Here is a 22,509-nt window from a genome sequence, read left to right as displayed (position 1 = left end):
CGTGCCTATGACCAACATCCCCCATACCCAGATCACCGAACCCGCCGTCACCTGCTCGACATGCGCAGCCTGCTGTTGCCAGCTGGAAGTCATGCTGATCACCGATACCGGTGTGCCGGAGCGCTATATCGATACCGATGATTGGGGCGGCGAAGTGATGTTGCGCCTTGACGACGGTTGGTGCGCGGCACTGGATCGGGACACGATGATGTGCACGATTTACGAAAAACGACCGCTGATTTGTCGGGAGTTCGAGATGGGAGCGCCGGAGTGTTTGGCCGAGCGAGAAGGGATTGCGACGGCTTACCGCTGATTTTGAGAGAAGTGCAGGTCCCGATACGGAAGGGGTCTTGCTATCGATTGCGGTGTGTCAGTGAAGGATGCATGACTGACCCACCGCCATCGATAGCAAGCCCCTTCCACAGGGGGGTTTGCAGTATTGCGAAGAATTACAGCGGCATGGTGTAGTGCAACGAGTAGCTTTCTACCCCATCGTTATTGCTGCTGATGCCTGCGTTGGAATAATGCGTGGCGCGAATGCCCACTTCATGCCCGCCGGCAAAGCGCAGGCCAAAGCCCAGACGGTCTTCGAACTGGAAGGACTGGCCGATGTTGTTGTCCTCGACCCGCGTGCGCGAGAACAGCGCCACACCAACCCCCGCTTCGATGTAGGGCTTGACCGATTCCCCGGCAAACTCATACACAAACACCGGCGAGAACGACAGGCTGCTCACACTGGCGCGCTTATCACCGTCCCAATAGGTATAGGCGCCGCTCCAGTAGCCGGTCAGTCGACCGGTATCGCTCTGCCACCAGCTCTTATCCCAGTCAGAGGTCAGGCCCAGGCGATAGGTCATCGTCGAATCACTCGTACCCCCCACCCCAAATTCCAGGCCAGCGGCTTGGGCCGAAACAGAGTGTCCTACCACAGCGGCCACAATCGTGGCCAAAGCGAACAAGCGCTTCATAAGAAACAGTCCTTTTAAGAACGTAGTTGGAGTGTGATATATGGGCTAACTCGGTATAGAAGCTTGCGTGGTGTCAGAAGTTCAGCGTCTAACCGAGGTTTTTTCACGAATTTTTCACGAAGCCAAAACTACTAACAACTCCAGGATATTTCCATAGCATCGGTAGGATATTTCTTAAATGGTCGACATCACCGCTGGTCCAGAACTGCGCCTGTTCAGGACTGCCAGTGCCTATCAGGTCGCGCTCGCTCAGTAACCGCTTGAGCTGACGTGCCACGGCGGCGCCGGTGTCGATCAGCGTAATGCTCGGCGGGAGCATCTGCTCCAACAACGGTTTGAGGAACGGGTAGTGGGTGCAGCCGAGGATAATGGTGTCGCAGCCGGCGCTGAGCAGCGGTTCGACATACCCCTGCAACAGGGTGTGCAGCGCAGGGTTGGCGAGGTCACCGGTTTCAATCAACTCCACCAGCCCCGGGCAAGGCTGGGTAATCACACGTACGTCGGTGGCGAAGCGGTCCAGTAAGGCGGCGAACTTGGCACTTTGCAAGGTGCCGGTGGTGGCAAGCACACCGACTACGCCGCTGCGAGTCGCGGCAGCCGCAGGCTTGACCGCCGGCTCCATCCCCACCAAAGGCCAGTCGGGGTAGTCCTGGCGCAAGTCGGCAACGGCGGCGACGGTCGCGGTGTTGCAGGCAATCACAAACGCCTTGGCGCCACGCTCGCGGAAAAACTCGGCGACTAACCGGGAGCGCTCAAGAATGAACGCCGGGCTTTTCTCACCGTAGGGGATATGCCCGCAGTCCGCGACATACAGCAGTGACTCATGGGGCAACAACCGCTGAATTTCATCCAGCACCGACAAGCCACCGACGCCGGAGTCGAACACACCGATAGGCGCGCCCTTACCCATGCCGAGTCCCGCATACGCTGCAACCCGGATCGCGCTTGACCCGCAGCTCGCGAAAACGCGTGGTCAAGGCATCGATCAGCAACAACCGGCCCACCAACGGCTCACCAAAACCGGCGAGCAACTTCAGCGCCTCCAAGGCTTGCAGGCTACCAACCACCCCCACCAAAGGCCCGACGACGCCGGCCTCGCTGCAGGTCAGCTCGGTGTCGCTGCCGTGCCCGTATAAACAGTGGTAGCACGGGCTGTCGGCACGACGCGGATCGAACACCGACAATTGCCCCTCAAGCCGAATCGCCGCGCCGCTGATCAATGGCTTGGCAGCGACCACGCAGGCAGCGTTAACAGCCTCGCGGGTGGAGAAGTTATCGCTGCAATCGAGCACCACATCCACATTCGCTACCGCCGCCGCCAGTGAATCCGCGTCCAGCGCCGTACGATGGGCAAGCAAGGTAATGTCAGGGTTGATTGCCGTCAGCCGGCGGATGGCCGAATCGACCTTGGTCTGCCCGACGCTGTCGGTGTCATGGATGATCTGACGTTGCAGGTTCGTCAGGTCGACCGTATCGAAATCCGCCAGATGCAGTTGGCCCAGACCTGCCGCCGCCAAATACAACGCGACCGGCGCGCCCAGACCGCCGAGGCCGACGATCAGGGCACGGCTGTTTTTCAGGCGCAACTGGCCTTCGATGTCGACATGCTGCAACAGAATCTGTCGGCTGTAGCGCAACAACTCCTGATCGGTCAGCACGGCCGGCGCCCCAGGGTGATGCGTTCGTGATCGCCAAGGTCGATGCGGCTGTGCACCTCTTCAAAACCTTGGGTCAGCAACAGGTCACGCACGGCGGCGGCCTGATCGTAACCGTGCTCGAGCAACAACCAACCACCGGCATTCAGGTGAGCGGGTGCCTCTGCGCTGATCAGCCGCAAGTCGTCCAGACCATCGTGGCCCGCCACCAGCGCGCTGGCCGGCTCAAAGCGTACATCGCCGGCGACCAGGTGCGGATCGTTATCGGCGATATACGGCGGGTTGCTGATGATCAGGTCGTAGGTCTGGCCTTGCAGGGCGCTGAACCAATGGCTGTTCAACACCGTGGTGTTCTTCAGGTGCAGGCGCTGGCGATTACGCTCGGCCAGGGCCACTGCTTCCACTACCCGGTCGACGGCGGTGACGTGCCAGGCCGGACGCTCGCTGGCCAGGGCCAGGGCAATGGCGCCGCTGCCGGTGCCCAGGTCGAGGACCTTGGCGGGCGTTGCGGGCAACAATTCCAGGGCGGCTTCCACCAGCAGCTCAGTTTCCGGACGCGGGATCAGCGTGTGGGGCGCGACCTCCAGGTCCAGCTTCCAGAAGCCCTGCTGGCCGAGGATATACGCCACCGGCTCGCCGCTGCGGCGGCGCTGCAGGTAACCGGCGAAAGTCAGCGCGTCTTCACTGCTGACGATTTTCTCCGGCCAGGTGTGCAGGTAGCTGCGCGACTTGCCCAGGGCAGCCGCCAGCAACAGCTCCACATCCAGGCGCGCAGTGGATGAGTCAGGCAGGTCGGCGGCGCGCAGCAGGCTGGCGATGATGGTCATTTATTCACCTGTTATTCACCGATCGCCGCTAATTGATCGGCCTGGTACTCAGCGAGCAACGGCTCGATCACCGCTTCAACACCACCGGCGAGAATTTCGTCGAGGGAATAAAGGGTCAGGTTGACCCGATGGTCAGTGACCCGGCCCTGGGCAAAGTTGTAGGTACGGATGCGTTCGGAACGGTCACCCGATCCCACCAGCAACTTACGTTCGCTGGCAATCGCGTTGGCGGCAGCGCTGGTCTGCTGGTCGTTGAGTTTGGCCGACAGCCACGACATGGCCCGCGCACGGTTCTTGTGCTGGGAGCGCTCTTCCTGGCATTCCACCACGATGCCCGACGGCAAGTGGGTGATACGGATCGCCGAGTCGGTCTTGTTCACATGCTGACCGCCGGCGCCCGACGAGCGGTAGGTGTCGATGCGCAAGTCCGCCGGGTTGATCTCGATGGCTTCCTGCTCATCCGGCTCAGGCAACACCGCCACGGTACACGCCGAGGTGTGGATGCGGCCTTGGGACTCTGTCGCAGGAACCCGCTGTACGCGGTGGGCGCCGGACTCGAACTTGAGTTTGCCGTAGACGTTTTCGCCTTCAACCCGAGCAATGACTTCTTTATAGCCGCCGTGTTCGCCTTCGTTCTCGGACAGGATCTCCACGCGCCAGCCACGGCGCTCGGCATAACGCGAGTACATGCGAAACAGATCGCCGGAGAAGATCGCCGCCTCGTCGCCACCGGTGCCGGCGCGGATTTCGAGAAACACGTTTCGGCCATCGTTAGGGTCTTTGGGCAGCAGCATGCGTTGCAGGTCGCCTTCCAGCTCGGCCAGCTTATCCTTGGCCTCGCGGACTTCTTCCACGGCCATTTCACGCATGTCCGGATCGCTGTCCTTGAGCAGCGCCTGGGCGCCCTCGAGGTCGGCCTGCACCTTCAACAAGTTCTTGTAAGTGGCAACGACTGGCTCGACTTCGGCGTACTCCTTGGAATAGGCGCGGAATTTGGTCTGATCGGAGATGACCTCACCATCGCCGAGCAAGGCGGTCAGTTCTTCGAAACGGTCCTGGAGCACATCCAGTTTATTGAGCAGTGACGCTTTCATTGCGGTTTTTTATCCGAAGAGCTATCTGACGCGCCCTCACCGAGGGCAAAGAGTTCCTGGGCCATGGCCAGCGCATCGAGGCGGCCTTCGGCGGTAAGCTTTTTCAATTGCACGCTGGGTGCATGCAGCAATTTGTTGGTCAGGCCGCGGGCCAGTTGCATCAGCACCTCTTCGGCGCTGCTGCCGTTGGCCAGCAATCGCTGGGCCTTGGCCAATTCCTCGTCGCGCAGGCGTTCGCTCTGCTGGCGATACGCCTTGAGCACATCCACGGCTGCCAATTCACGCAGGCGCACCATGAAATCTTCGGCGCCGGTGCTGACCATCTCCTCCGCGACCTGGGCGGCGCCCTGGCGACTCTTGAGGTTTTCGGCGACCACTTCATGCAAGTCGTCGACGCTGTAAAGGTAAACGTCGTCCAACTCGCCGACTTCGGGTTCGATATCGCGGGGAACAGCGATATCTACCATGAAGATTGGCTTGTGCTTGCGCAGCTTCAATGCGCTTTCTACCGCGCCCTTGCCCAGGATCGGCAATTGACTGGCGGTTGAACTGATCACGATATCGCTGCGCACCAACTCGGCCGGAATGTCCGACAACAGGACGGCATGTGCGCCGAACTGCTCGGCGAGGATGCTCGCGCGCTCAAGCGTACGGTTGGCCACCACGATACGCTTCACGCCCAGCTCGTGCAGGTGACGGGCGACCAGGGTGATGGTTTCGCCGGCGCCGATCAGCAGCGCCTGGCTGCGCTGCAGGTCACTGAAAATCTGCTTGGCCAGGCTGACGGCGGCAAAAGCCACGGATACCGGGTTTTCGCCGATCGCCGTGTCGGTGCGCACTTGTTTGGCGGAATTGAACGTGGCCTGGAACAGGCGCCCCAGTAGCGGCCCCACGGTTCCCGCCTCGCGAGCCACGGCGTAGGCGGATTTCATCTGGCCGAGAATTTGGGGTTCGCCCAACACCAGCGAGTCGAGCCCTGCGGCGACGCGCATCATGTGACGAACTGCCGCATCCTCTTCGTGCACATAGGCGCTGGCCCGCAAGTCGTCGAGGCTCAAATGGTGGTAATCGGCCAGCCAGCGCAGCACCCCATCCGCTGAAAGATGTTCCTGCTCTATATAAAGCTCGCTGCGATTGCAGGTCGAAAGGATTGCAGCTTCGCGGCTGTCGGTGAGCCGGCAGAGCTGCTGCAAGGCCTCAACCAACTGCTCTGGCGTGAACGCCACGCGCTCACGCACGTCTACGGTAGCAGTCTTGTGGTTAATACCGAGTGCGAGGAAGGCCATTCAATATCGCTGATGATGTCGGGAAGCCGACAATTGTCCTACTTCGAATGATTCAGAACAACCACCGTAGGCTATTGTCCTAATGCCTTGTGTCTATAAAGGCATCAACTGAGACTCGGTTATGTTTGGCCGAAGGCTTGTGTCATGATGATCCGACCGCAGGTTAGTCGTCCTCTTCCTATATGAATAGATCTTCCGCGTTGCTCCTTGCTTTTGTCTTCCTCAGCGGCTGCCAGGCCATGGCACCCGTGTCGCCGGACGGTACGCCGCCGGTCGAAGACAGCGCCCCCGCCCCTGAAAAACCCAAGGTTTACTCCTCGTTCAGTGAAGAGACGGTCTACAGCCTGCTGACGGCAGAGTTGGCCGGCCAGCGTAATCGTTTCGATATTGCGCTGGATAACTACGTGACCCAGGCGATCAACACGCAGGATCCTGGCATTTCCGAGCGTGCGTTTCGCATCGCCGAATACCTGGGGGCTGACCAGGCTGCGCTCGACACCTCGCTGATCTGGGCAAAAAACGCCCCGGACGACCTTGAAGCCCAGCGAGCCGCGGCCGTTCAACTGGCACGTGCGGGGCGCTATGACGACTCCATGGTCTATATGGAGAAAGTCCTCCAGGGCAAGGGCGACACCCATTTCGACTTCCTCGCGCTGTCGGCCGCCGACACCGACCAGGACACGCGTAATGGCCTGATGAAGAGTTTCGACCGCCTGCTGCAAAAACATCCGAAGAACAGTCAGCTGATTTTCGGCAAGGCGTTGCTGTTGCAACAGGATGACGAAGCCGAAGCGGCCTTGAAGCTGCTGGAGCAGAACCCTCCCGAAGATGGCGAGATAGCGCCGATCCTGCTGCGCGCGCGCCTGCTGCAGAACCTCAGCCGCGGCAAGGAAGCGATTCCCCTGCTGGAAAAAAGCATCAAGAAGTACCCGGACGACAAGCGCCTGCGCCTGACCTATGCGCGAATGCTGGTCGAGCAGGACCGTATGGAAGACGCCAAGGTGCAATTCGCCAACCTGGTCCAGCAATACCCGGACGACGACGAACTGCGCTATTCCCTGGCACTGGTGTGCCTGGAAGCCAAGGCCTGGGACGAAGCCAAGGGGTATCTGGAAGAGCTGATCGAGCGGGAAAGCCATGTGGACTCGGCGCACCTGAACCTCGGCCGCATTGCGGAAGAGCGCAATGACCCACAAGCCGCCCTGCTCGAATACGCCCAGGTCGGCCCAGGTAACGACTACCTGCCCGCGCAGTTGCGCCAGGCTGACATCCTGATGAGCAACGGCCGCACCGATGAAGCGGAAAAACGCCTGGCCGCGGCCCGCGACGCCGAACCGGACTACGCGATCCAGCTCTACCTGATCCAGGCCGAAACCTTGTCTGCCAACAATCAGGGCGAGCGTGCCTGGAAAGTGCTGCAGCAAGCGTTGCTGCAATATCCCGACGATTTGAACCTGCTGTATACCCGCGCCATGCAGGCGGAAAAACGCAATGACCTGGCGCAGATGGAAAAAGACCTGCGCCTGATCATCAAGCGCGACCCTGAAAATGCCATGGCGCTCAACGCCCTGGGTTACACCTTGTCTGATCGCACCACGCGTTACGACGAAGCCAAGGCCCTGATCGAGCAAGCGCACAAGATCAACCCGGAAGACCCGGCCGTACTCGACAGCCTGGGCTGGGTGAATTATCGCCTGGGCAACCTGGACGAGGCGGAACGCCTGCTGCGCCAGGCGCTCGAACGCTTCCCCGACCAGGAAGTCGCCGCCCACTTGGGTGAAGTGCTGTGGGCCAACGGCAAGCAGCGCGAAGCGCGACAAATCTGGGAAAAATTCCTCAAGGAACAACCCGAAAGCCCCATCCTGCGCGGCACCATCAAGCGCCTGACCGGATCCGAGACCCTTTAAGCTTATGTTCTTGCGCCACATTGTAGTGTTCAGTCTTATCGCCCTGCTCGCCGGTTGCGCGGGCATAGGCAGCCGCGAATCCGTTGAAGGCCAGGGCAACCCCGGGCAATGGAAACAACACAAGGACCAGCTCAGCAGCATTGATGGCTGGCAGATCGAGGGCAAGGTCGGAGTGCGTGCCCCGAAAGATTCGGGCAGCGGCACGCTGTTCTGGCTGCAACGCCAGGACTACTACGATATTCGCCTGTCCGGCCCGCTAGGACGTGGCGCGGCCCGCCTGACCGGTCGTCCCGGCCAAGTGAGCCTCGAAGTGGCCAACCAGGGGCGCTATGAAGCGGCATCGCCGGAAGCACTGCTGGAAGAACAGATCGGTTGGAAACTGCCGGTATCCCATCTCGTCTGGTGGGTGCGTGGCTTACCGGCACCGGACAGCAAGAGTCGCCTGAGCCTCAACGGCGACAGCCGCCTGGCCACCCTCGAGCAGGATGGTTGGCAGGTCGAGTATTTGAGCTACGTCCAACAGAGCGGTTATTGGCTGCCCGAGCGCATCAAGCTGCATGGCACCGACCTTGATGTCACGCTGGTGATCAAGGACTGGCAACCACGCAAGTTGGGGCAATGACGTGACTGTGGAAAAACTGACGCTCCCGTCTCCCGCCAAACTCAATTTGATGCTGCACATTCTCGGGCGCCGTGAAGACGGCTACCACGAGCTGCAGACGCTGTTTCAATTCCTCGACTACGGCGATGAACTGACCTTCGCTGTTCGCGACGATGGCGTGATCAAACTGCATACCGAATTCGACGGCGTACCCCACGACAGCAACCTGATTGTGAGGGCCGCAAAAAAACTTCAGGAACAATCCGGTTGCCCGCTGGGTATCGACATCTGGATCGATAAAATCTTGCCCATGGGTGGTGGAATCGGTGGTGGCAGTTCAAATGCCGCCACCACACTGCTGGGCCTCAATCACTTGTGGCAGCTGGGTTGGAACCATGATCGCCTGGCTACCCTGGGCCTGACGCTAGGCGCCGACGTCCCGGTTTTCGTGCATGGGCACGCGGCTTTCGCCGAAGGCGTGGGGGAAAAACTCACCCCTGAATACCCCGAGGAGCCTTGGTATGTCGTGCTTGTCCCGCAAGTATCTGTAAGTACAGCAGAAATTTTTTCAGATCCGTTGTTGACACGTAACTCTTCTCCCATTAAAGTGCGCCCCGTTCCCAAGGGAAACAGTCGAAATGACTGCTTACCGGTTGTAGCAAGGCGTTATCCAGAGGTACGTAACGCTTTGAATTTGTTAGGTAAATTTACCGAAGCAAAATTAACCGGAACTGGAAGTTGTGTGTTTGGGGGCTTCCCAAGCAAAGCTGAAGCTGATAAAGTCTCGGCCCTTCTTACAGAGACCCTTACAGGGTTTGTAGCAAAGGGAAGCAACGTTTCGATGTTGCATCGCAAGCTGCAAAGTCTGCTCTAAAAGGAATCGAGTGTTAGGCACTCGTTGCAACAGATACAGGGGCGTCGCCAAGCGGTAAGGCAGCAGGTTTTGATCCTGCCATGCGTTGGTTCGAATCCAGCCGCCCCTGCCATTTTCTAATACTCATCCAGGTTACCCTCAGCCTCTAGGTACTGCGCGTGTCCAAGATGATGGTCTTTACGGGGAACGCTAACCCCGATCTGGCTCGACGTGTCGTACGTCAGCTGCATATCCCTCTCGGTGACATCTCTGTCGGCAAGTTTTCCGACGGCGAAATTACAGCCGAGATCAATGAAAACGTTCGCGGTAAAGACGTCTTCATTATTCAGCCGACTTGCGCTCCGACCAACGATAACCTGATGGAACTCGTCGTGATGGCTGATGCCTTCCGCCGCTCCTCAGCGACTCGAATCACAGCTGTAATCCCTTACTTTGGTTATGCCCGTCAGGATCGCCGTCCGCGCTCCGCACGTGTGGCCATCAGCGCGAAAGTCGTTGCTGACATGCTGACCGTGGTAGGTATCGACCGTGTTCTCACGGTTGACCTGCACGCTGACCAAATCCAGGGGTTCTTCGATATTCCGGTAGATAACATCTACGGCTCCCCAGTATTGGTGGATGACATCGAAGACCAGCGCTTTGAAAACCTGATGATCGTGTCCCCGGACATTGGTGGCGTCGTGCGTGCACGGGCTGTTGCCAAATCCCTGGGCGTGGACCTCGGGATCATCGACAAACGCCGTGAAAAAGCCAATCACTCTGAAGTGATGCATATCATCGGTGATGTCGAAGGGCGTACCTGTATTCTGGTTGATGACATGGTCGACACCGCCGGCACCCTGTGCCATGCGGCGAAAGCCTTGAAAGAGCACGGTGCGGCCAAAGTCTTCGCCTACTGCACACACCCTGTGCTGTCGGGCCGAGCGATCGAGAACATCGAGAATTCCGTACTGGATGAACTGGTGGTGACCAACACCATCCCGTTGTCCGCTGCAGCTCAAGCCTGTGCACGTATCCGTCAATTGGATATTGCACCGGTCGTTGCCGAGGCGGTTCGCCGCATCAGCAATGAAGAATCGATCAGCGCGATGTTCCGTTAAGGGTCAAACCTACGGAGCACCCCACTGACGAAAAGCGCCCCGCCCCAGCATTCTGCTGGGGCGGGGCTTTTTTGCCCATATCGAGTACGGCGCTGGTCGCAAACGCCCCTCGATGATGGCTATTTTGGAGATACAAAATGACTGACTTTACTCTGAACGCCCAAGCGCGTACTGACCTGGGGAAAGGTGCGAGCCGCCGCCTGCGTCACGCCGCCAACATCCCTGCTGTTGTTTACGGTGGCAACAAGCCTGCTGAATCCGTAACCATCCTGGCCAAAGAAATCGCCAAACTGTTCGAAAACGAAGCTGCCTACAGCCACGTTATCGAACTGAACGTCGATGGCGCCAAGCAGAACGTAATCGTTAAAGCGATGCAGCGTCACCCGTCCAAGCAATTCATCATGCACGCTGACTTCGTTCGCGTTGTTGCTGGCCAGAAACTGACCGCAATCGTTCCTGTGCACTTCATCGGCGAAGAAGCACCGATCAAGAAAGGCGGCGAGATTTCTCACGTTGTAAACGAAATCGAAGTAACTTGCCTGCCGAAAGACCTGCCTGAGTTCATCGAAGTCGACCTGTCGGCTGCTGAAATCGGCGCCATCATCCACCTGTCCGACCTCAAAGCGCCTAAAGGCGTTGAGTTTGTCGCACTGGCTCACGGTGATGACAAAGCTGTTGCCAACGTTCACGCTCCACGCGTTGCTCCAGAAGCTGAAGAAGGCGCTGCAGAGTAATTCACTCTGTATTGCCGGAGCTTGAGGAAACATCGCGGACCGAAACGTAGCGAGAAAGCGGGCGATAACGCGGCGTTTACTCTTGAGTAAATGATGTAATGTCGTCCACTTTCGCCGCACTCCGGTCTGGCGATCTTATCCACAACTCCAAAGGAAGGGCCCCTGTCGTGACTGCCATCAAACTGATCGTTGGCCTGGGAAATCCAGGCGCCGAATACGAACAGACCCGGCATAACGCAGGGGCCCTTTTTGTTGAGCGTATCGCCCACGCACAGGGTGTGAACCTTGTGGCCGATCGCAAATATTTTGGCCTGACCGGACGCTTCTCGCATCAAGGTCAGGATGTTCGTCTACTGATTCCCACCACCTACATGAACCGCAGCGGCCAGGCTGTCGCGGCGCTTGCAGGCTTCTTCCGGATCAAACCCGAAGAAATCCTGGTGGCCCATGACGAACTGGACCTGCCTCCCGGTGTAGCCAAGCTCAAGCTCGGCGGCGGGCATGGTGGGCATAACGGTCTGCGCGACATCATTGCGCAGCTGGGTAATCAGAATAATTTCTACCGCTTGCGGCTCGGCATTGGCCACCCAGGCGTTGCCAGTATGGTTTCAAATTTCGTCCTGGGTCGTGCGCCACGCGCCGAACAGGAAAAACTCGATGCAAGCATCGACTTTGCCCTCGGCGTGCTGCCGGATATCTTCGCCGGTGAATGGAACCGTGCGATGAAAAACCTGCACAGCCAGAAGGCCTGACTCTTACCGAGGGGAAACACCATGGGATTCAATTGCGGCATCGTCGGCCTGCCCAACGTCGGCAAATCCACCCTGTTCAACGCGCTGACCAAGTCCGGTATTGCGGCGGAGAACTTCCCCTTCTGCACCATCGAGCCCAACAGCGGCATCGTGCCGATGCCGGACCCACGGCTGGACGCACTGGCGGCCATCGTCAATCCAAAGCGCATCCTGCCGACCACCATGGAATTCGTCGACATCGCGGGCCTGGTGGCCGGTGCTTCGAAAGGTGAGGGTCTGGGCAACAAGTTCCTGGCCAACATCCGCGAGACCGATGCTATCGCCCACGTGGTCCGCTGCTTTGAAGACGAGAACGTGATTCACGTTTCCAACAGCGTCGACCCGAAACGCGATATCGAGATCATCGATCTGGAACTGATCTTCGCCGACCTCGACAGCTGCGAGAAGCAACTGCAGAAAGTCGCACGCAACGCCAAAGGTGGTGACAAGGACGCCGTCGTCCAGAAGGGCCTGTTGGAGCAACTGATCGCTCACTTCACCGAAGGCAAGCCGGCACGCAGCCTCATGAAGAACATGGGTGCTGATGAGAAGGCCGTGATCAAAGGCTTCCACCTACTGACCACCAAGCCGGTGATGTACATCGCCAACGTCGCGGAAGATGGCTTCGAGAACAACCCGCTGCTCGATGTGGTCATGGCCATCGCCGAGGAAGAAGGCGCACTGGTTGTTCCTGTGTGCAACAAGATCGAAGCGGAAATCGCCGAGCTCGACGACGGCGAAGAGAAAGACATGTTCCTTGAGGCCCTGGGCCTGGAAGAACCTGGCCTGAACCGCGTGATTCGCGCCGGGTACGAAATGCTCAACCTACAGACCTACTTCACCGCCGGTGTTGAAGAAGTCCGTGCCTGGACCGTGAAGGTCGGTGCTACCGCGCCACAGGCCGCGGGTGTGATCCACACTGACTTTGAAAAAGGCTTCATCCGCGCCGAGGTTATCGCCTACAACGACTTTATCCAGTACAAGGGTGAAGCCGGTGCCAAGGAAGCAGGCAAGTGGCGTTTGGAAGGCAAGGAATACATCGTCAAGGATGGCGACGTGATGCACTTCCGTTTCAACGTCTAAGCATTAGCTGCTGGACTTCTCGACAAAAAAGCCGATGCCATGCATCGGCTTTTTTGTAGGTATTGGGTTTAACATCTCACTCAAGCCATCACCCTCCCTGCTCACACCTTATAACTTCTCATAACTTTAAGATTATTCTTACTTACCGTGCGGCGTTAAAAACAACAAAACCACTTGCATAACTTAAACGCGCACTTAATTAAACTTTTCCCACCCACTTTCTTGCAATTGCCTATTGAAGACCTCATGACATTCTTCGCAATTTAAGCTCTACTGAGTGGCCTTTATAATCCGCGCCACCCGCAGTGAAATGAACGTGAGAGTAGAGCATCCACCTTATGTCGGCCGCCTTTCAAAAAGAAAACGAAACAGACCCCGCACTCACTGAAAGTTCCGATATCGAGCATACGATCAACAGCACTGCAACCCTAAACGTTGACATTCTATTATTGGGTGAGACCGGTACAGGCAAAGACACACTGGCCCAACGCGTTCACCGTTTATCCGGGCGTCGGGGAAACTTCGTTCCCGTGAACTGTGCGGCGATCCCGGAAAGCCTGGCGGAAAGCCAATTGTTCGGCGTGAACAGCGGCGCCTATACCGGCGCAGTCCAGTCACGTGCGGGTTTTATCGAAGCGGCGCACTTAGGCACTTTGTATCTGGATGAAATCGACAGCATGCCCCTCTCGCTGCAAGCCAAGCTGTTACGTGCACTGGAGTCTCGCGGGGTGGAGCGCCTGGGGTCGACCCGCTTCATCCCGGTAGATATGCGGGTAATCGCCTCTGCCCAGCAATCACTGCATGACATGGTTGAGCAAGGTACTTTCCGGCGCGATCTGTTTTTCCGCCTCAATGTCGTCAACATCCGCCTGGCACCGCTGCGGACCCGCCAGGAGCAAATCATTCCGTTGTTCCTGAACATGGTCCAACAGGAAGCCGAGCACTTCCAATGCGCCGCGCCAACGCCTTCCAATACGCTGTTCCAACAATTGCTGTGTCACAGCTGGCTCGGCAACATCCGAGAACTGCGCTCAGCGGCAAAGCGCTTTGTGTTGGGCCTGCCGCCCCTTTGCGAGCCGGTGGTCGAGCATCCGGTGCAACCGTTTAAGGAAAAGCTGCAACAAATCGAGAAATCGCTGATTGAAGCGGCGCTCAAACGTCACGCCGACTGCGTGGAAAGTGTGGCGTTGGAGCTGGGAATTCCCAAGCGCACGCTTTACTACCGATTGAAACACTTGAATATATTCAACTAGTCGAGCCTCCAGGCAGTACATACGAAACATCTGGAAACCACTAGGCAGCGCCAATCCGGAACCAATAAAAACGTTTCTGCCACCCACTACATGAGCATTAGCTCGCCAGTGCTTGCGTAAGCACATTTTGTGAAACGCTTAGAAACTTCCAATCCTAAAACAGGTACTGCATATGTCCATCAACAACGTATCTCAACTGGCTTCTGGTATCGGCGGAGTCTCAAACGACGAGTTGAAAGAGGCAACAGATTTACTGCAAAAAGAAAAGAACGCACAAAATATCAAGCAAACCATTGATGGCATTCGTATCGATTATGGCAACAAAGTAATGCAGCAGATAGGTATAGCCAGGGCCTGACCTTATTGCCTCCTTTGTCTGGTTTGCAAGGGAGGCAGCTCTCTTTGTTATCAACCTCCTGCAATGGGTGGAGATTAAATGCTATCAAAAACCGAGTGGGCCTCACCGTCGTCCACGCTTGCTCCAAGCGCCGAAATGACGGCCGCCCCTGACGGCACGCTCGACAGCCATTTTTTTGCGTCAGCCCTGGCAAACAATGACAGCGTCAAAACACCGGGCCCTGCCATTGGCACTCACTTTCTGGCCGAGCAGTCGAACTATTTGAAAACACGCGCCAATGACGTGTCCAAAGGCTTGAGCGACCTGGTGAAAAACAAGAACTCCATAAAATCAGCCGAGGTCCCGCAGGCGCTGGTTGAAAGCAAAGAGATCCTGACCGTGTCGGTGAAAATCATTAAGCACTGCGTTTCGATGGTAGAAAAAACCACCAACCTGCAGTAGGCCGCTTATGCGCACGCGTCGTGTCATCTATTTATTACTTACGCTGATGGTAATGCTGAGCGGCTGTGGCGAACGCCTTGACCTTCACCGCCAACTGTCCGAGCAGGAAGCCAACGATGTGATCGCCGAACTGGCGGACAAGCACATCCGTGCCCAGAAGGTACTGGAGAAAGACGGTGTAGTGGTGCGGGTACAGACAAGCGATATCGCCCGCGCGGTTCGAACGCTGGAAGCGGCAGGGCTGCCAAAAACCGCTCGGTCCACATTGGGTGAGATTTTCCGCAAGGAGGGGGTTATCTCTACCCCGCTGGAAGAGCGTGCGCGCTATATCTATGCCTTGTCCCAAGAGCTGGAGGCTACGTTATCCAACATTGACGGGGTCATCGTTGCCCGCGTCCATGTTGTGCTACCGGAGCGTGTAGCACCGGGCGAACCCGTACAACCGGCCTCAGCCTCGGTCTTTATCAAGCACGACCCCAGGCTGGAGCCGGACAATATCAGGCCACGCGTGCGCAGGATGGTCGCCAGCAGCATTCCTGGCATGAGTACCACGGCAGACAACCCGCAAAAACTCACCGTCACGTTTGTACCGGCTGCGGCCTACGTCGAGCGGGAACGCCTGGTCTACTTCGGCGCGTTCCTTGTGCCCGAGGCTGACTTGGCCTTCTGGCAGATCAGCGTGGTGATCTTGCTGATCGTCCTGATACTGTCAGGCGTCGCTGCCGCTCTATGGCTTCGCAAGGCACGGTCCGCATTCACACCGGCGTCGGTGCCTTCGAGCCCTCCCCCGCATGCATGACATCCGCGAATGGGTTCATTGGTGGGCCTGCCCCTGGGCTCGTTCGCAGCACCAATGGGCCGCCTTCGATCTCAACTCACCGACCAACGAGGCGCTATGTCGCGGCCGACATGAGCTGATCAGTCGCGCATTAGGCATCACGCCCTGCCTGCCCATCCAGCCCTCTCCAGCGCTGCTGCGAATGGTGCTGGCGCCGCCGGAGCAACAAGCGTTGATGCTGACCCTGGTCGACGGTATTTACCACCCACAGCACGACACCGCCTTGAGTCATGAACAGCGGCAGTGGTGCGCTCGTCTATCCATGGCGCTGCCCTCTTGCTCCCGACAGCCCGGCGAGGACCCTTTGCATCATCTGCGCGCCTGGGTCGAGCGCAGCGTGTGGCAGCGCCTGCGCCTCAGTTTTGCAAAACGTCGAGTACTGGAACTCGAAAGCCAATACCTGCCGCAAGCGGGAAGCAAACTGGACACTGTCTGGCAGGCGGTCATCTGGCGTGCCAGTTCTGCGACAGAGGACGACTTTCACGCGGATCCTTCCGGAGGGCCCCTGCACCATGTTATGCCGACACAAGATTGAACTGTCGATTCCCACCGCCAGCCTGCCCGATGCCTTGATTCCACGGGCAGTCCTTGCCGACAGTCAGCAGGCCGAGCGGCTGCTCAAACATGCGCAGGCACAAGCCGACACGCTGCTGCGCCAGGCTCAGGAAAAAAGCGAGCAATGGCTTGAGCAGGCACAAGCCGAGTTCTGGCAGCGCGCCAATCGCCAACTCCAGCGCTGGGAGCTGGAACGCCAGGCCATTTGCGAGCGGCTTGAACAGATTGCCACATCAGTCACCAATCAGGCGCTGAGCAACCTGCTGGAGCAGACACCGCCCGCTGAGCGCCTCAGTGCCTTGCTGAAAAAAATGCTGAACACGCAAGTCCCTGCCATCGCGGCCAACCTGGTCTGCCATCCACAGGACCACTTGCAGGTAGAGCACTGGCTGACACTTCACAGCGACGCCCCCTGGAGCCTGCGCCTGGACAACTCCCTGACGGCCCAGACACTCATTCTGGAAACCGACGAAGGCAGCTTTCACATCGAGTGGCGCTCGACCGTTGATAGCCTGCTGTTGCTTGAGCCGGTGGCCGGCGGCAGGTAAGGAATTTCCGGCCGTACTGATTACATTGCCTTTCAAAAGTCTTCGAGTGGAACCGTTACCAGGCATGAGCCACTTATAACGGCAAAGCCACCGGAGAGCCGCCATGAGTTTTGATTACCGCCAGCATCAAAGGCAATACAGGGAACTGGATGCCGTCAACCGCCGCCTCGAAGAGATGAGTAAAGCCTCAGAAGAAGCCCTCGATAACGAGACGTTCACGGCATTACTGGATCAGGCACTCGCGTTGAAGATGGATGCCAACCGTCTTGTGACCTCAACCTTCGCGATGACCAATCACATGGCCGAAAAAGGCAAGGTCATCTTTGATGGGATCCCTTGACGGTGATGACTGTCTGGCGCGCTGGTTGAGCAGTTCCGATCCGCAGATCACGTTGACGGAAGGCGATAGCCGCATCGTCCTTCGACGTGACAGAGGCGCGCTGCTACTCGGCGTCCAACTCACTCAGCAGGTGCCCGCCAACGCCGAGTTGGAAAACTGGATGCGCCTGGGCGCAGCCAGCTTGAATCACTTTCCAGGGGCGCTCGCCCAAGACCCCGCCCACGGCGCGCTGTGGTTGCTTGGGTGCCTGCACGACGAGCCGAGCCCAACGCGTGCGCAGACGTGTCTCGAAGCGCTGCTCAATCAGCGTGATACCTGGCGGGCAGTCATGGCCCGCCTTGCACGCCCCGCCCGTGCGCAGAGCCCAACCTCGCGACATCCGCTTTCGCATTAATCAGAGAACGCCTCATGAACAACACGTCCGACAAGCCTGATTGCTTGCATGGCCCCTCGCCCCAGTTATCTGCAAAACGTGCCGACTGGCGCTGGCTGCTCGTTCTGCCATGGTTGCTGATCCCTTCGCAAAGCACGCTGGCCGCCATTCCCAGCGAATGGAAAAACACCGCCTATGCCTATGAAGCCGAACACAAGCCCTTGCGCGAGGTGCTGGAAGACTTCGCCCAGACCTTCGGCACGCAGCTGCAGATCGAGGGCCTTCTGGAGGGTACCGTCAATGGAAAAATCCGCGCGAATACGCCCCAGTCTCTCCTCGACAGGCTGGGTGTAGAGCATCGTTTCCAATGGTACCTGTACAACAACACCCTCTATATCAGCACCCTGGATCAGCAGGAGTCCGCACGCCTTGAGGTGTCCTCGGAAACCATCGCGGATTTGAAGCAGGCATTGACTGATATCGGTTTGCTGGAGAGCCGCTTCGGGTGGGGCGAGCTCCCCGAGGACGGTGTGATATTGGTCTCCGGCCCCAGGCGCTACATCGAACAGGTCAAACAGTTCGCCAGCCAGCGCCGGTCCCCCGATGAAAAACAGAGCGTGCTGACGTTCCCACTGAAGTTTGCCAACGCCGCAGACCGCCAGATTGACTATCGCGGCGAAAAACACATGATCCCCGGCGTCGCCAATATGTTGCGCGGGCTACTGGAGCCGCGCCCGGCCTCAGTACTGCCACCGCGTGCCACACCACCCTCCGCACCCGCACCGCTGGCGGCGAGCGGCGCTCGCTTGAGCAACCCGTTGCTGGGACAGATGCTCGGCACCACCCCGTCGCCGGAGCCATCAGGCACTGGCCCCACGGTCACGCCACGCGCCTCCGTCAGCAGCGGCAAAATCCGCGTCGAAGCGGACGTGCGCAATAACGCAGTACTGATCTATGACCTGCCCGAACGCCAGGCCATGTATCGCGACCTGATTGCCCAGCTCGATGTGGCGCGCAAACTGGTGGAAATCGACGCGATCATCCTGGATATCGAGCGCACTCAACTGCAGGAATTCGGGGTTAACTGGGGTTTTCAGAACAGCCGCTTCCGAGGCGGTGTGAACATGAACCCCGGCACGTCATCGCAACTTTCATTTGAAAACCGCGACAGGTTCTACGCACACATCCGTGCCCTGGAAAGCCGCGGCCTGGCGACCCTGGTGTCTAATCCGTCGGTCCTGACCCTGGAAAACCATCCCGCGGTGATTGACTTCAACCGTACTCAATACCTGGTGGGCGGCACCGAGAACGCAACCATTTTACCCGTCACGGTCGGCACCAGTTTCCAGGTCGTCCCCAGGGTCATCACGTCCCGTGGCAAGCATCAGATCCATCTGCTGGTGGATATCGAAGACGGTAACTTCAATGCGTCCACCCCCCTGAGCACGACACCGGATGTGAGCCGAGGCAAGGTCAGCACCCAGGCGGTGATGGCGGAGAAACGCTCACTGGTAATCGGCGGCTTCCACGTCAGCGAAAGCACCGACAAGCACAATAAAGTGCCACTGCTGGGGGATATTCCCCTGCTGGGCAAGGCATTGTTTTCCTCCACCGAACGCCAGAACAATCGCCGCGAAAGGCTGTTCATCCTGACTCCTCGGGTCATCGGCGATCAGGACGATCCTTCGCGCTACTTGCCCCAAGACGATCAGGCCGAGTTGCAAGCGGCACTCAAACCCTTGGCCAGGCGCTATGCCCCTCACCAACCGGTGATCAAACGCAGCGATATCACCAGCACCCTGGCGCATCTGGTGAGCGGCCAGGTGCCCAAGGCTTTCAAGGCGGCCCCCATGCCCTTGGGGCTCAATACGTTATGCACCACACGCGAGCTGCTGGCGCTCAATACCGACCGCAGCCAGTGGTACACCGGCCCGGACTTCAACGTGGCCATCGTAGTGCTGCGCAACCAGTTCAAGCGCAATGTACGAATTGATGAAAAGGAGTGCAGTAACTCACACACCCTGGCCGTCAGCGTGTGGCCACGAGCCTGGCTCAAGCCGGGTGAGGAAGCCGAGGTATTTATCGCCATGCGCCCAGTCGTGAAAGACGCACACATCGGTATATCCCGCCCTTCCCTGCTCACCCCAACCCGGAACGCCCCGCAATGAAACCTTTACTGTTGTGCTCCACACTCATCGGTGCCGCACTGCTCGTCGCCGGCTGCACGCCAACCTGCAAAGGCGACTCCTGCTCGCGTCCGCAGTCAGGCAAGGACACGCTGGTGGTCTGGTGGCCACCGCAGATGCGGGCCGAACCGGGCCCGTCAGGAGAGCGTTCGGATTACCAGACGATATCACTGGAACGATGACCGAGCAGCAGCGTCGCGAGGCGTTCTGCGACGCATGGGTGGGCGGCAACGGCGCCCACCTGTCAGTCGGTCCGGGTATCAATATCTGCGCTCGGGCCACTGCTGCCGGCCCGGGATTGGCCTTGCAGGTGACCCGTGACGTCTTGCAATCCGGGCAATTACAGCGGGTACTTGAACGCCGGTTTGCGCAAGCAGCGGCCTTCAAGGGCTGCTTTATCTACCTCGACGCCATGGGCAACCTGGTGATCTGGCATGCACTGCCGACACAACGCCAGGCGCTGGACGAAACCCTCAGTCGGCTGCTCTCGCTGGCCAGTCTTGAGGCGCTGGACAGACGCGCCTATCGCTGAATCAACGTCGCTCAAGCTCCGGCAACTCCAGGGTTTCACGCTTGGCTTCATCGTCAAGCTCACGCAAGGTCCGGTAGATCAACGCTACCGCCTGCAATGTTTCGCGAGGAATACCCGCCCCCAGCTTCTTCTCATACAGCGTACGAGCCAACCAGACACACTGGACCACTGGGACATCGGCGGCTTTCGCGCGGTCAATCAACGCACGGGCCTGGGCATCCGTGCCTTTGTCCACCAGTAACGGCAGCGGCGTTTTGCCGGGGCGGTAATACAAGGCGACGGCAAAGTGCGTCGGGTTGACCACCAGCATGTCCGATTCTTCCAGCTTGGGCAGCTTGACCTTGGGTTCTTCCTGGGCCAGTTGATAAGCCAGGGAGCGACGCTGCCCCTTCACATGAGGGTCACCTTCCATGTCCTTGTACTCCTTGAGCACCTCCACTTGGGTCATGCGCATGCGCTTTGCAAAAAAGTGCCTCTGCAACGCCAGGTCAATCAACGCCAATACCAACAGCAAGCCCAGGCAGGCATGCAACAAGTGACGGAACACGGTAATCAGCGCCTGGACATAGGTTTGCAGGTCGCTGCCGGCCAGCTTGATCAGCGTTCCCACTGACGGACCGATCACGACATACAGGATCACCCCCAATAGCAGGGCCTTGGCCAGGCCCATCAACAGGTTCATGACCTGCTGGGCTGAGAACATCTGCTTGAGTTGACTGATTGGGTTAAGGCGACTGAAGTTGAGTTGCAGGCTCTGCGGTGCAAACAGCAACCCGAACTGCATCCAACTGCTGATCAGCTTCACGCTGATCGCCACGCCGGCCATCATCAGGGCAAATGCAAAAAACACGATCAAGCTTTCCAGCAGCACCTCTTCCAAGGCGCGGGCGAAGGGTTGGCCCATTCGCGACATGGGCAGCACCATCAGTTGCTGGAAGCGCTGCATGCTAGGCTCGGCCGTGAACAAGGCGATCTCGCTCAAGGCGGTCAGCGCCAGCAATTTACCGACATCCTGGCTTTGCGCGACCTGACCTTTTTGACGCTGATCACGCAACTTCTTCGGCGTAGCCGCGTGCTTTTTCTCGCCTGAATCACTCATGGCGTCGGGCCTTGAAACAACAGGCCCAGGGAGTGCTTGAGATCACCCAGCAGGCTCATGCGGCCGACGATCAAATCCTGCAGCAAGGGAAAGTACAGGATCAGGATCATCAGCCCGGCCAGGCTTTTGAGCGGGGGCGCGAGGGTCGACACTTGCAGTTGCGGGCTATACAGCCCGAGCAACGCGATACCAAATTCCAGCAACAGCAACACGGCAATAAACGGTGCGGCGTAAAGCATCATGTGCATCAGCGTATCGCCCAACAGCCCCACAAACACGCTAAAGCCATTCACTGCCACCGATGGCAACCAGGCCGTCGGCGGCCACACCAGATAGCTGTCCCAGATCACCTGGGTCAACACGCCAAGCCCGAGGGTGGCGATCAACAGGTAAATCGCCAATTGCTTGAACAGATGCCCCACGGGCGTAGCGTCCGGCCCCAACGACGGGTTGAGCTGGCCACCGGCCAGGGCGCCACGCTGGTTGTCCAGTAACGCGCCCACTGACTCAAACATCCAGAACGGCATGGCCAGCAAGATCCCGAGCAGGAACCCCAACGCCATCTCCTTGAACACCAACCCGCCGATCATCAATGCCGAGTAGTCCTGGCCCTTGAGCACGCTGTAGATCCCGGGTGCCGGAATCAGCGCAAGGACCATCACGATGATATGTCGGGGCATCCCCCTAAGGTGCTGGAAGCAAAATGCGGGCACCAGAAAAGCACACGGATAGATGCGCGCCATAGCGATCAACAAACTGGGCAGGTAATCAACCAGAAGCAACAAGCCGGTAACCTCAGTGGAGTGCCGAACGGGCGATCATGTCGAACGTCAGGTTGATCAGTTGGATCAACTCCACCCCAATCCAACGCCCGGTCAGTATCAAGGTGACGCCAACCGCCACCAACTTGATGCCAAAGGGCAAGGTCTGATCCTGTATCTGCATCAGCGCCTGTATCAACGAGGTCAGCACACCGACAACCACCGCCACAATCAAGGGCGGCGCCGACAGGACCACCACCAACAACATGCCTTGCTTGAACAGCACGATCGGTTCCATAGGCCAC

General features: G+C 58.5%; 28 protein-coding genes and 1 tRNA gene. 20 read left to right on the top strand and 9 right to left on the bottom strand.

Annotation, left to right across the window (positions count from 1 at the left end):
• Window positions 1-7: 7 nt before the first annotated feature.
• On the top strand, window positions 8-313 hold the full coding sequence (locus M5B97_RS26430; protein ID WP_123714473.1) for a YkgJ family cysteine cluster protein: 306 nt from the start codon (window positions 8-10) through the stop codon (window positions 311-313).
• A 136-nt stretch (window positions 314-449) separates the two neighbouring features.
• On the opposite strand, the gene M5B97_RS26425 is transcribed toward M5B97_RS26430, so the two are convergent.
• The 6 genes from M5B97_RS26425 to hemA form a co-directional block, all read right to left on the bottom strand.
• On the bottom strand, window positions 450-968 hold the full coding sequence (locus M5B97_RS26425) for an acyloxyacyl hydrolase (protein WP_123714472.1): 519 nt from the start codon (window positions 966-968) through the stop codon (window positions 450-452).
• A gap of 103 nt (window positions 969-1,071) precedes the next feature.
• Window positions 1,072-1,878: a glutamate racemase gene (murI, locus tag M5B97_RS26420; RefSeq protein ID WP_248733120.1), complete on the bottom strand. Its 807-nt coding sequence runs from the start codon at window positions 1,876-1,878 to the stop codon at window positions 1,072-1,074.
• Window positions 1,871-2,626, bottom strand: a complete 756-nt coding sequence (gene moeB / locus M5B97_RS26415) for a molybdopterin-synthase adenylyltransferase MoeB (protein WP_123714470.1) — start codon at window positions 2,624-2,626, stop codon at window positions 1,871-1,873. The genes murI and moeB overlap by 8 nt, the downstream gene beginning before the upstream one ends.
• The gene (prmC, locus tag M5B97_RS26410) at window positions 2,620-3,450 is read right to left on the bottom strand and encodes a peptide chain release factor N(5)-glutamine methyltransferase (protein WP_248733119.1); all 831 of its coding nucleotides are present in this window, start codon (window positions 3,448-3,450) and stop codon (window positions 2,620-2,622) included. The genes moeB and prmC overlap by 7 nt, the downstream gene beginning before the upstream one ends.
• Before the next feature lie 11 nt (window positions 3,451-3,461).
• Window positions 3,462-4,544 carry a peptide chain release factor 1 gene (gene prfA, locus M5B97_RS26405; RefSeq protein ID WP_134658823.1) on the bottom strand — a complete coding sequence of 361 codons (1,083 nt, stop codon included), beginning with the start codon at window positions 4,542-4,544 and terminating at the stop codon, window positions 3,462-3,464.
• Entirely contained in the window at window positions 4,541-5,830 is a 1,290-nt protein-coding gene (gene hemA, locus M5B97_RS26400) for a glutamyl-tRNA reductase (RefSeq protein WP_134658825.1), read from the bottom strand. Before hemA ends, prfA begins: the two co-directional genes overlap by 4 nt.
• A gap of 182 nt (window positions 5,831-6,012) precedes the next feature.
• Between hemA and M5B97_RS26395 the strand changes: the two genes are divergently transcribed.
• The 19 genes from M5B97_RS26395 (at window position 6,013) to M5B97_RS26305 (ending at window position 20,344) form a co-directional block, all read left to right on the top strand.
• On the top strand, window positions 6,013-7,737 hold the full coding sequence (locus tag M5B97_RS26395; RefSeq protein ID WP_248733118.1) for a tetratricopeptide repeat protein: 1,725 nt from the start codon (window positions 6,013-6,015) through the stop codon (window positions 7,735-7,737).
• A 4-nt stretch (window positions 7,738-7,741) separates the two neighbouring features.
• Window positions 7,742-8,359, top strand: a complete 618-nt coding sequence (gene lolB / locus M5B97_RS26390; RefSeq protein WP_123714466.1) for a lipoprotein insertase outer membrane protein LolB — start codon at window positions 7,742-7,744, stop codon at window positions 8,357-8,359.
• A 49-nt stretch (window positions 8,360-8,408) separates the two neighbouring features.
• A complete protein-coding gene (ispE, locus tag M5B97_RS26385) occupies window positions 8,409-9,212 on the top strand; it encodes a 4-(cytidine 5'-diphospho)-2-C-methyl-D-erythritol kinase (protein WP_248733135.1) in 804 nt (267 codons plus the stop codon).
• 37 nt (window positions 9,213-9,249) lie between these two features.
• Window positions 9,250-9,324, top strand: a tRNA-Gln gene (locus tag M5B97_RS26380).
• A 46-nt stretch (window positions 9,325-9,370) separates the two neighbouring features.
• Window positions 9,371-10,312, top strand: a complete 942-nt coding sequence (locus tag M5B97_RS26375; RefSeq protein ID WP_003171603.1) for a ribose-phosphate pyrophosphokinase — start codon at window positions 9,371-9,373, stop codon at window positions 10,310-10,312.
• Between the two features lie 137 nt (window positions 10,313-10,449).
• Window positions 10,450-11,046 carry a 50S ribosomal protein L25/general stress protein Ctc gene (locus M5B97_RS26370; protein WP_134658831.1) on the top strand — a complete coding sequence of 199 codons (597 nt, stop codon included), beginning with the start codon at window positions 10,450-10,452 and terminating at the stop codon, window positions 11,044-11,046.
• A gap of 167 nt (window positions 11,047-11,213) precedes the next feature.
• A complete protein-coding gene (pth, locus tag M5B97_RS26365) occupies window positions 11,214-11,798 on the top strand; it encodes an aminoacyl-tRNA hydrolase (protein WP_010213318.1) in 585 nt (194 codons plus the stop codon).
• Window positions 11,799-11,819: 21 nt separating this feature from the next.
• The gene (ychF, locus tag M5B97_RS26360; RefSeq protein WP_134658834.1) at window positions 11,820-12,920 is read left to right on the top strand and encodes a redox-regulated ATPase YchF; all 1,101 of its coding nucleotides are present in this window, start codon (window positions 11,820-11,822) and stop codon (window positions 12,918-12,920) included.
• A gap of 338 nt (window positions 12,921-13,258) precedes the next feature.
• The gene (locus M5B97_RS26355; protein ID WP_123714463.1) at window positions 13,259-14,173 is read left to right on the top strand and encodes a sigma 54-interacting transcriptional regulator; all 915 of its coding nucleotides are present in this window, start codon (window positions 13,259-13,261) and stop codon (window positions 14,171-14,173) included.
• A 172-nt stretch (window positions 14,174-14,345) separates the two neighbouring features.
• Window positions 14,346-14,531, top strand: a complete 186-nt coding sequence (locus M5B97_RS26350) for a hypothetical protein (protein WP_134658838.1) — start codon at window positions 14,346-14,348, stop codon at window positions 14,529-14,531.
• A gap of 78 nt (window positions 14,532-14,609) precedes the next feature.
• Window positions 14,610-14,972, top strand: a complete 363-nt coding sequence (locus tag M5B97_RS26345; protein WP_134658840.1) for a hypothetical protein — start codon at window positions 14,610-14,612, stop codon at window positions 14,970-14,972.
• 7 nt (window positions 14,973-14,979) lie between these two features.
• Complete coding sequence (gene sctJ, locus M5B97_RS26340; RefSeq protein ID WP_248733117.1) at window positions 14,980-15,771, top strand: type III secretion system inner membrane ring lipoprotein SctJ; 792 nt, start codon at window positions 14,980-14,982, stop codon at window positions 15,769-15,771.
• Window positions 15,764-16,345 carry a type III secretion protein gene (locus M5B97_RS26335; protein ID WP_248733116.1) on the top strand — a complete coding sequence of 194 codons (582 nt, stop codon included), beginning with the start codon at window positions 15,764-15,766 and terminating at the stop codon, window positions 16,343-16,345. The genes sctJ and M5B97_RS26335 overlap by 8 nt, the downstream gene beginning before the upstream one ends.
• Window positions 16,323-16,913 carry a type III secretion system stator protein SctL gene (sctL, locus tag M5B97_RS26330; protein WP_248733115.1) on the top strand — a complete coding sequence of 197 codons (591 nt, stop codon included), beginning with the start codon at window positions 16,323-16,325 and terminating at the stop codon, window positions 16,911-16,913. The genes M5B97_RS26335 and sctL overlap by 23 nt, the downstream gene beginning before the upstream one ends.
• A gap of 103 nt (window positions 16,914-17,016) precedes the next feature.
• Window positions 17,017-17,253 carry a hypothetical protein gene (locus M5B97_RS26325; RefSeq protein WP_248733114.1) on the top strand — a complete coding sequence of 79 codons (237 nt, stop codon included), beginning with the start codon at window positions 17,017-17,019 and terminating at the stop codon, window positions 17,251-17,253.
• Window positions 17,240-17,647 (top strand): type III secretion protein, encoded by a 408-nt coding sequence (locus tag M5B97_RS26320; protein WP_248733113.1) that lies wholly within the window; start codon window positions 17,240-17,242, stop codon window positions 17,645-17,647. Before M5B97_RS26325 ends, M5B97_RS26320 begins: the two co-directional genes overlap by 14 nt.
• A gap of 14 nt (window positions 17,648-17,661) precedes the next feature.
• Entirely contained in the window at window positions 17,662-19,794 is a 2,133-nt protein-coding gene (sctC, locus tag M5B97_RS26315) for a type III secretion system outer membrane ring subunit SctC (RefSeq protein ID WP_248733112.1), read from the top strand.
• Complete coding sequence (hrpT, locus tag M5B97_RS26310; RefSeq protein WP_123714455.1) at window positions 19,791-19,994, top strand: HrpT family type III secretion system protein; 204 nt, start codon at window positions 19,791-19,793, stop codon at window positions 19,992-19,994. Before sctC ends, hrpT begins: the two co-directional genes overlap by 4 nt.
• Complete coding sequence (locus M5B97_RS26305; protein WP_248733111.1) at window positions 19,991-20,344, top strand: transcriptional regulator; 354 nt, start codon at window positions 19,991-19,993, stop codon at window positions 20,342-20,344. Before hrpT ends, M5B97_RS26305 begins: the two co-directional genes overlap by 4 nt.
• Before the next feature lies 1 nt (window position 20,345).
• Here the strand turns inward: M5B97_RS26305 and sctU are convergent, their stop codons facing one another.
• Genes sctU through sctS form a run of 3 tightly spaced genes read right to left on the bottom strand, consistent with a single transcriptional unit; the run spans window position 20,346 to window position 22,502 of the window.
• A complete protein-coding gene (gene sctU, locus M5B97_RS26300) occupies window positions 20,346-21,443 on the bottom strand; it encodes a type III secretion system export apparatus subunit SctU (protein WP_248733110.1) in 1,098 nt (365 codons plus the stop codon).
• The gene (sctT, locus tag M5B97_RS26295) at window positions 21,440-22,228 is read right to left on the bottom strand and encodes a type III secretion system export apparatus subunit SctT (protein WP_123714453.1); all 789 of its coding nucleotides are present in this window, start codon (window positions 22,226-22,228) and stop codon (window positions 21,440-21,442) included. The genes sctU and sctT overlap by 4 nt, the downstream gene beginning before the upstream one ends.
• A 10-nt stretch (window positions 22,229-22,238) precedes the next feature.
• Entirely contained in the window at window positions 22,239-22,502 is a 264-nt protein-coding gene (sctS, locus tag M5B97_RS26290) for a type III secretion system export apparatus subunit SctS (protein ID WP_134658856.1), read from the bottom strand.
• Window positions 22,503-22,509: the final 7 nt, after the last annotated feature.

The organism is Pseudomonas sp. MWU13-2517 (assembly GCF_023242545.1).
In the GTDB taxonomy this organism is placed as follows: Bacteria; Pseudomonadota; Gammaproteobacteria; order Pseudomonadales; family Pseudomonadaceae; genus Aquipseudomonas.
Note: the sequence above shows the minus strand (reverse complement) of the source record. Positions and strands in the feature narration are given on the sequence as shown.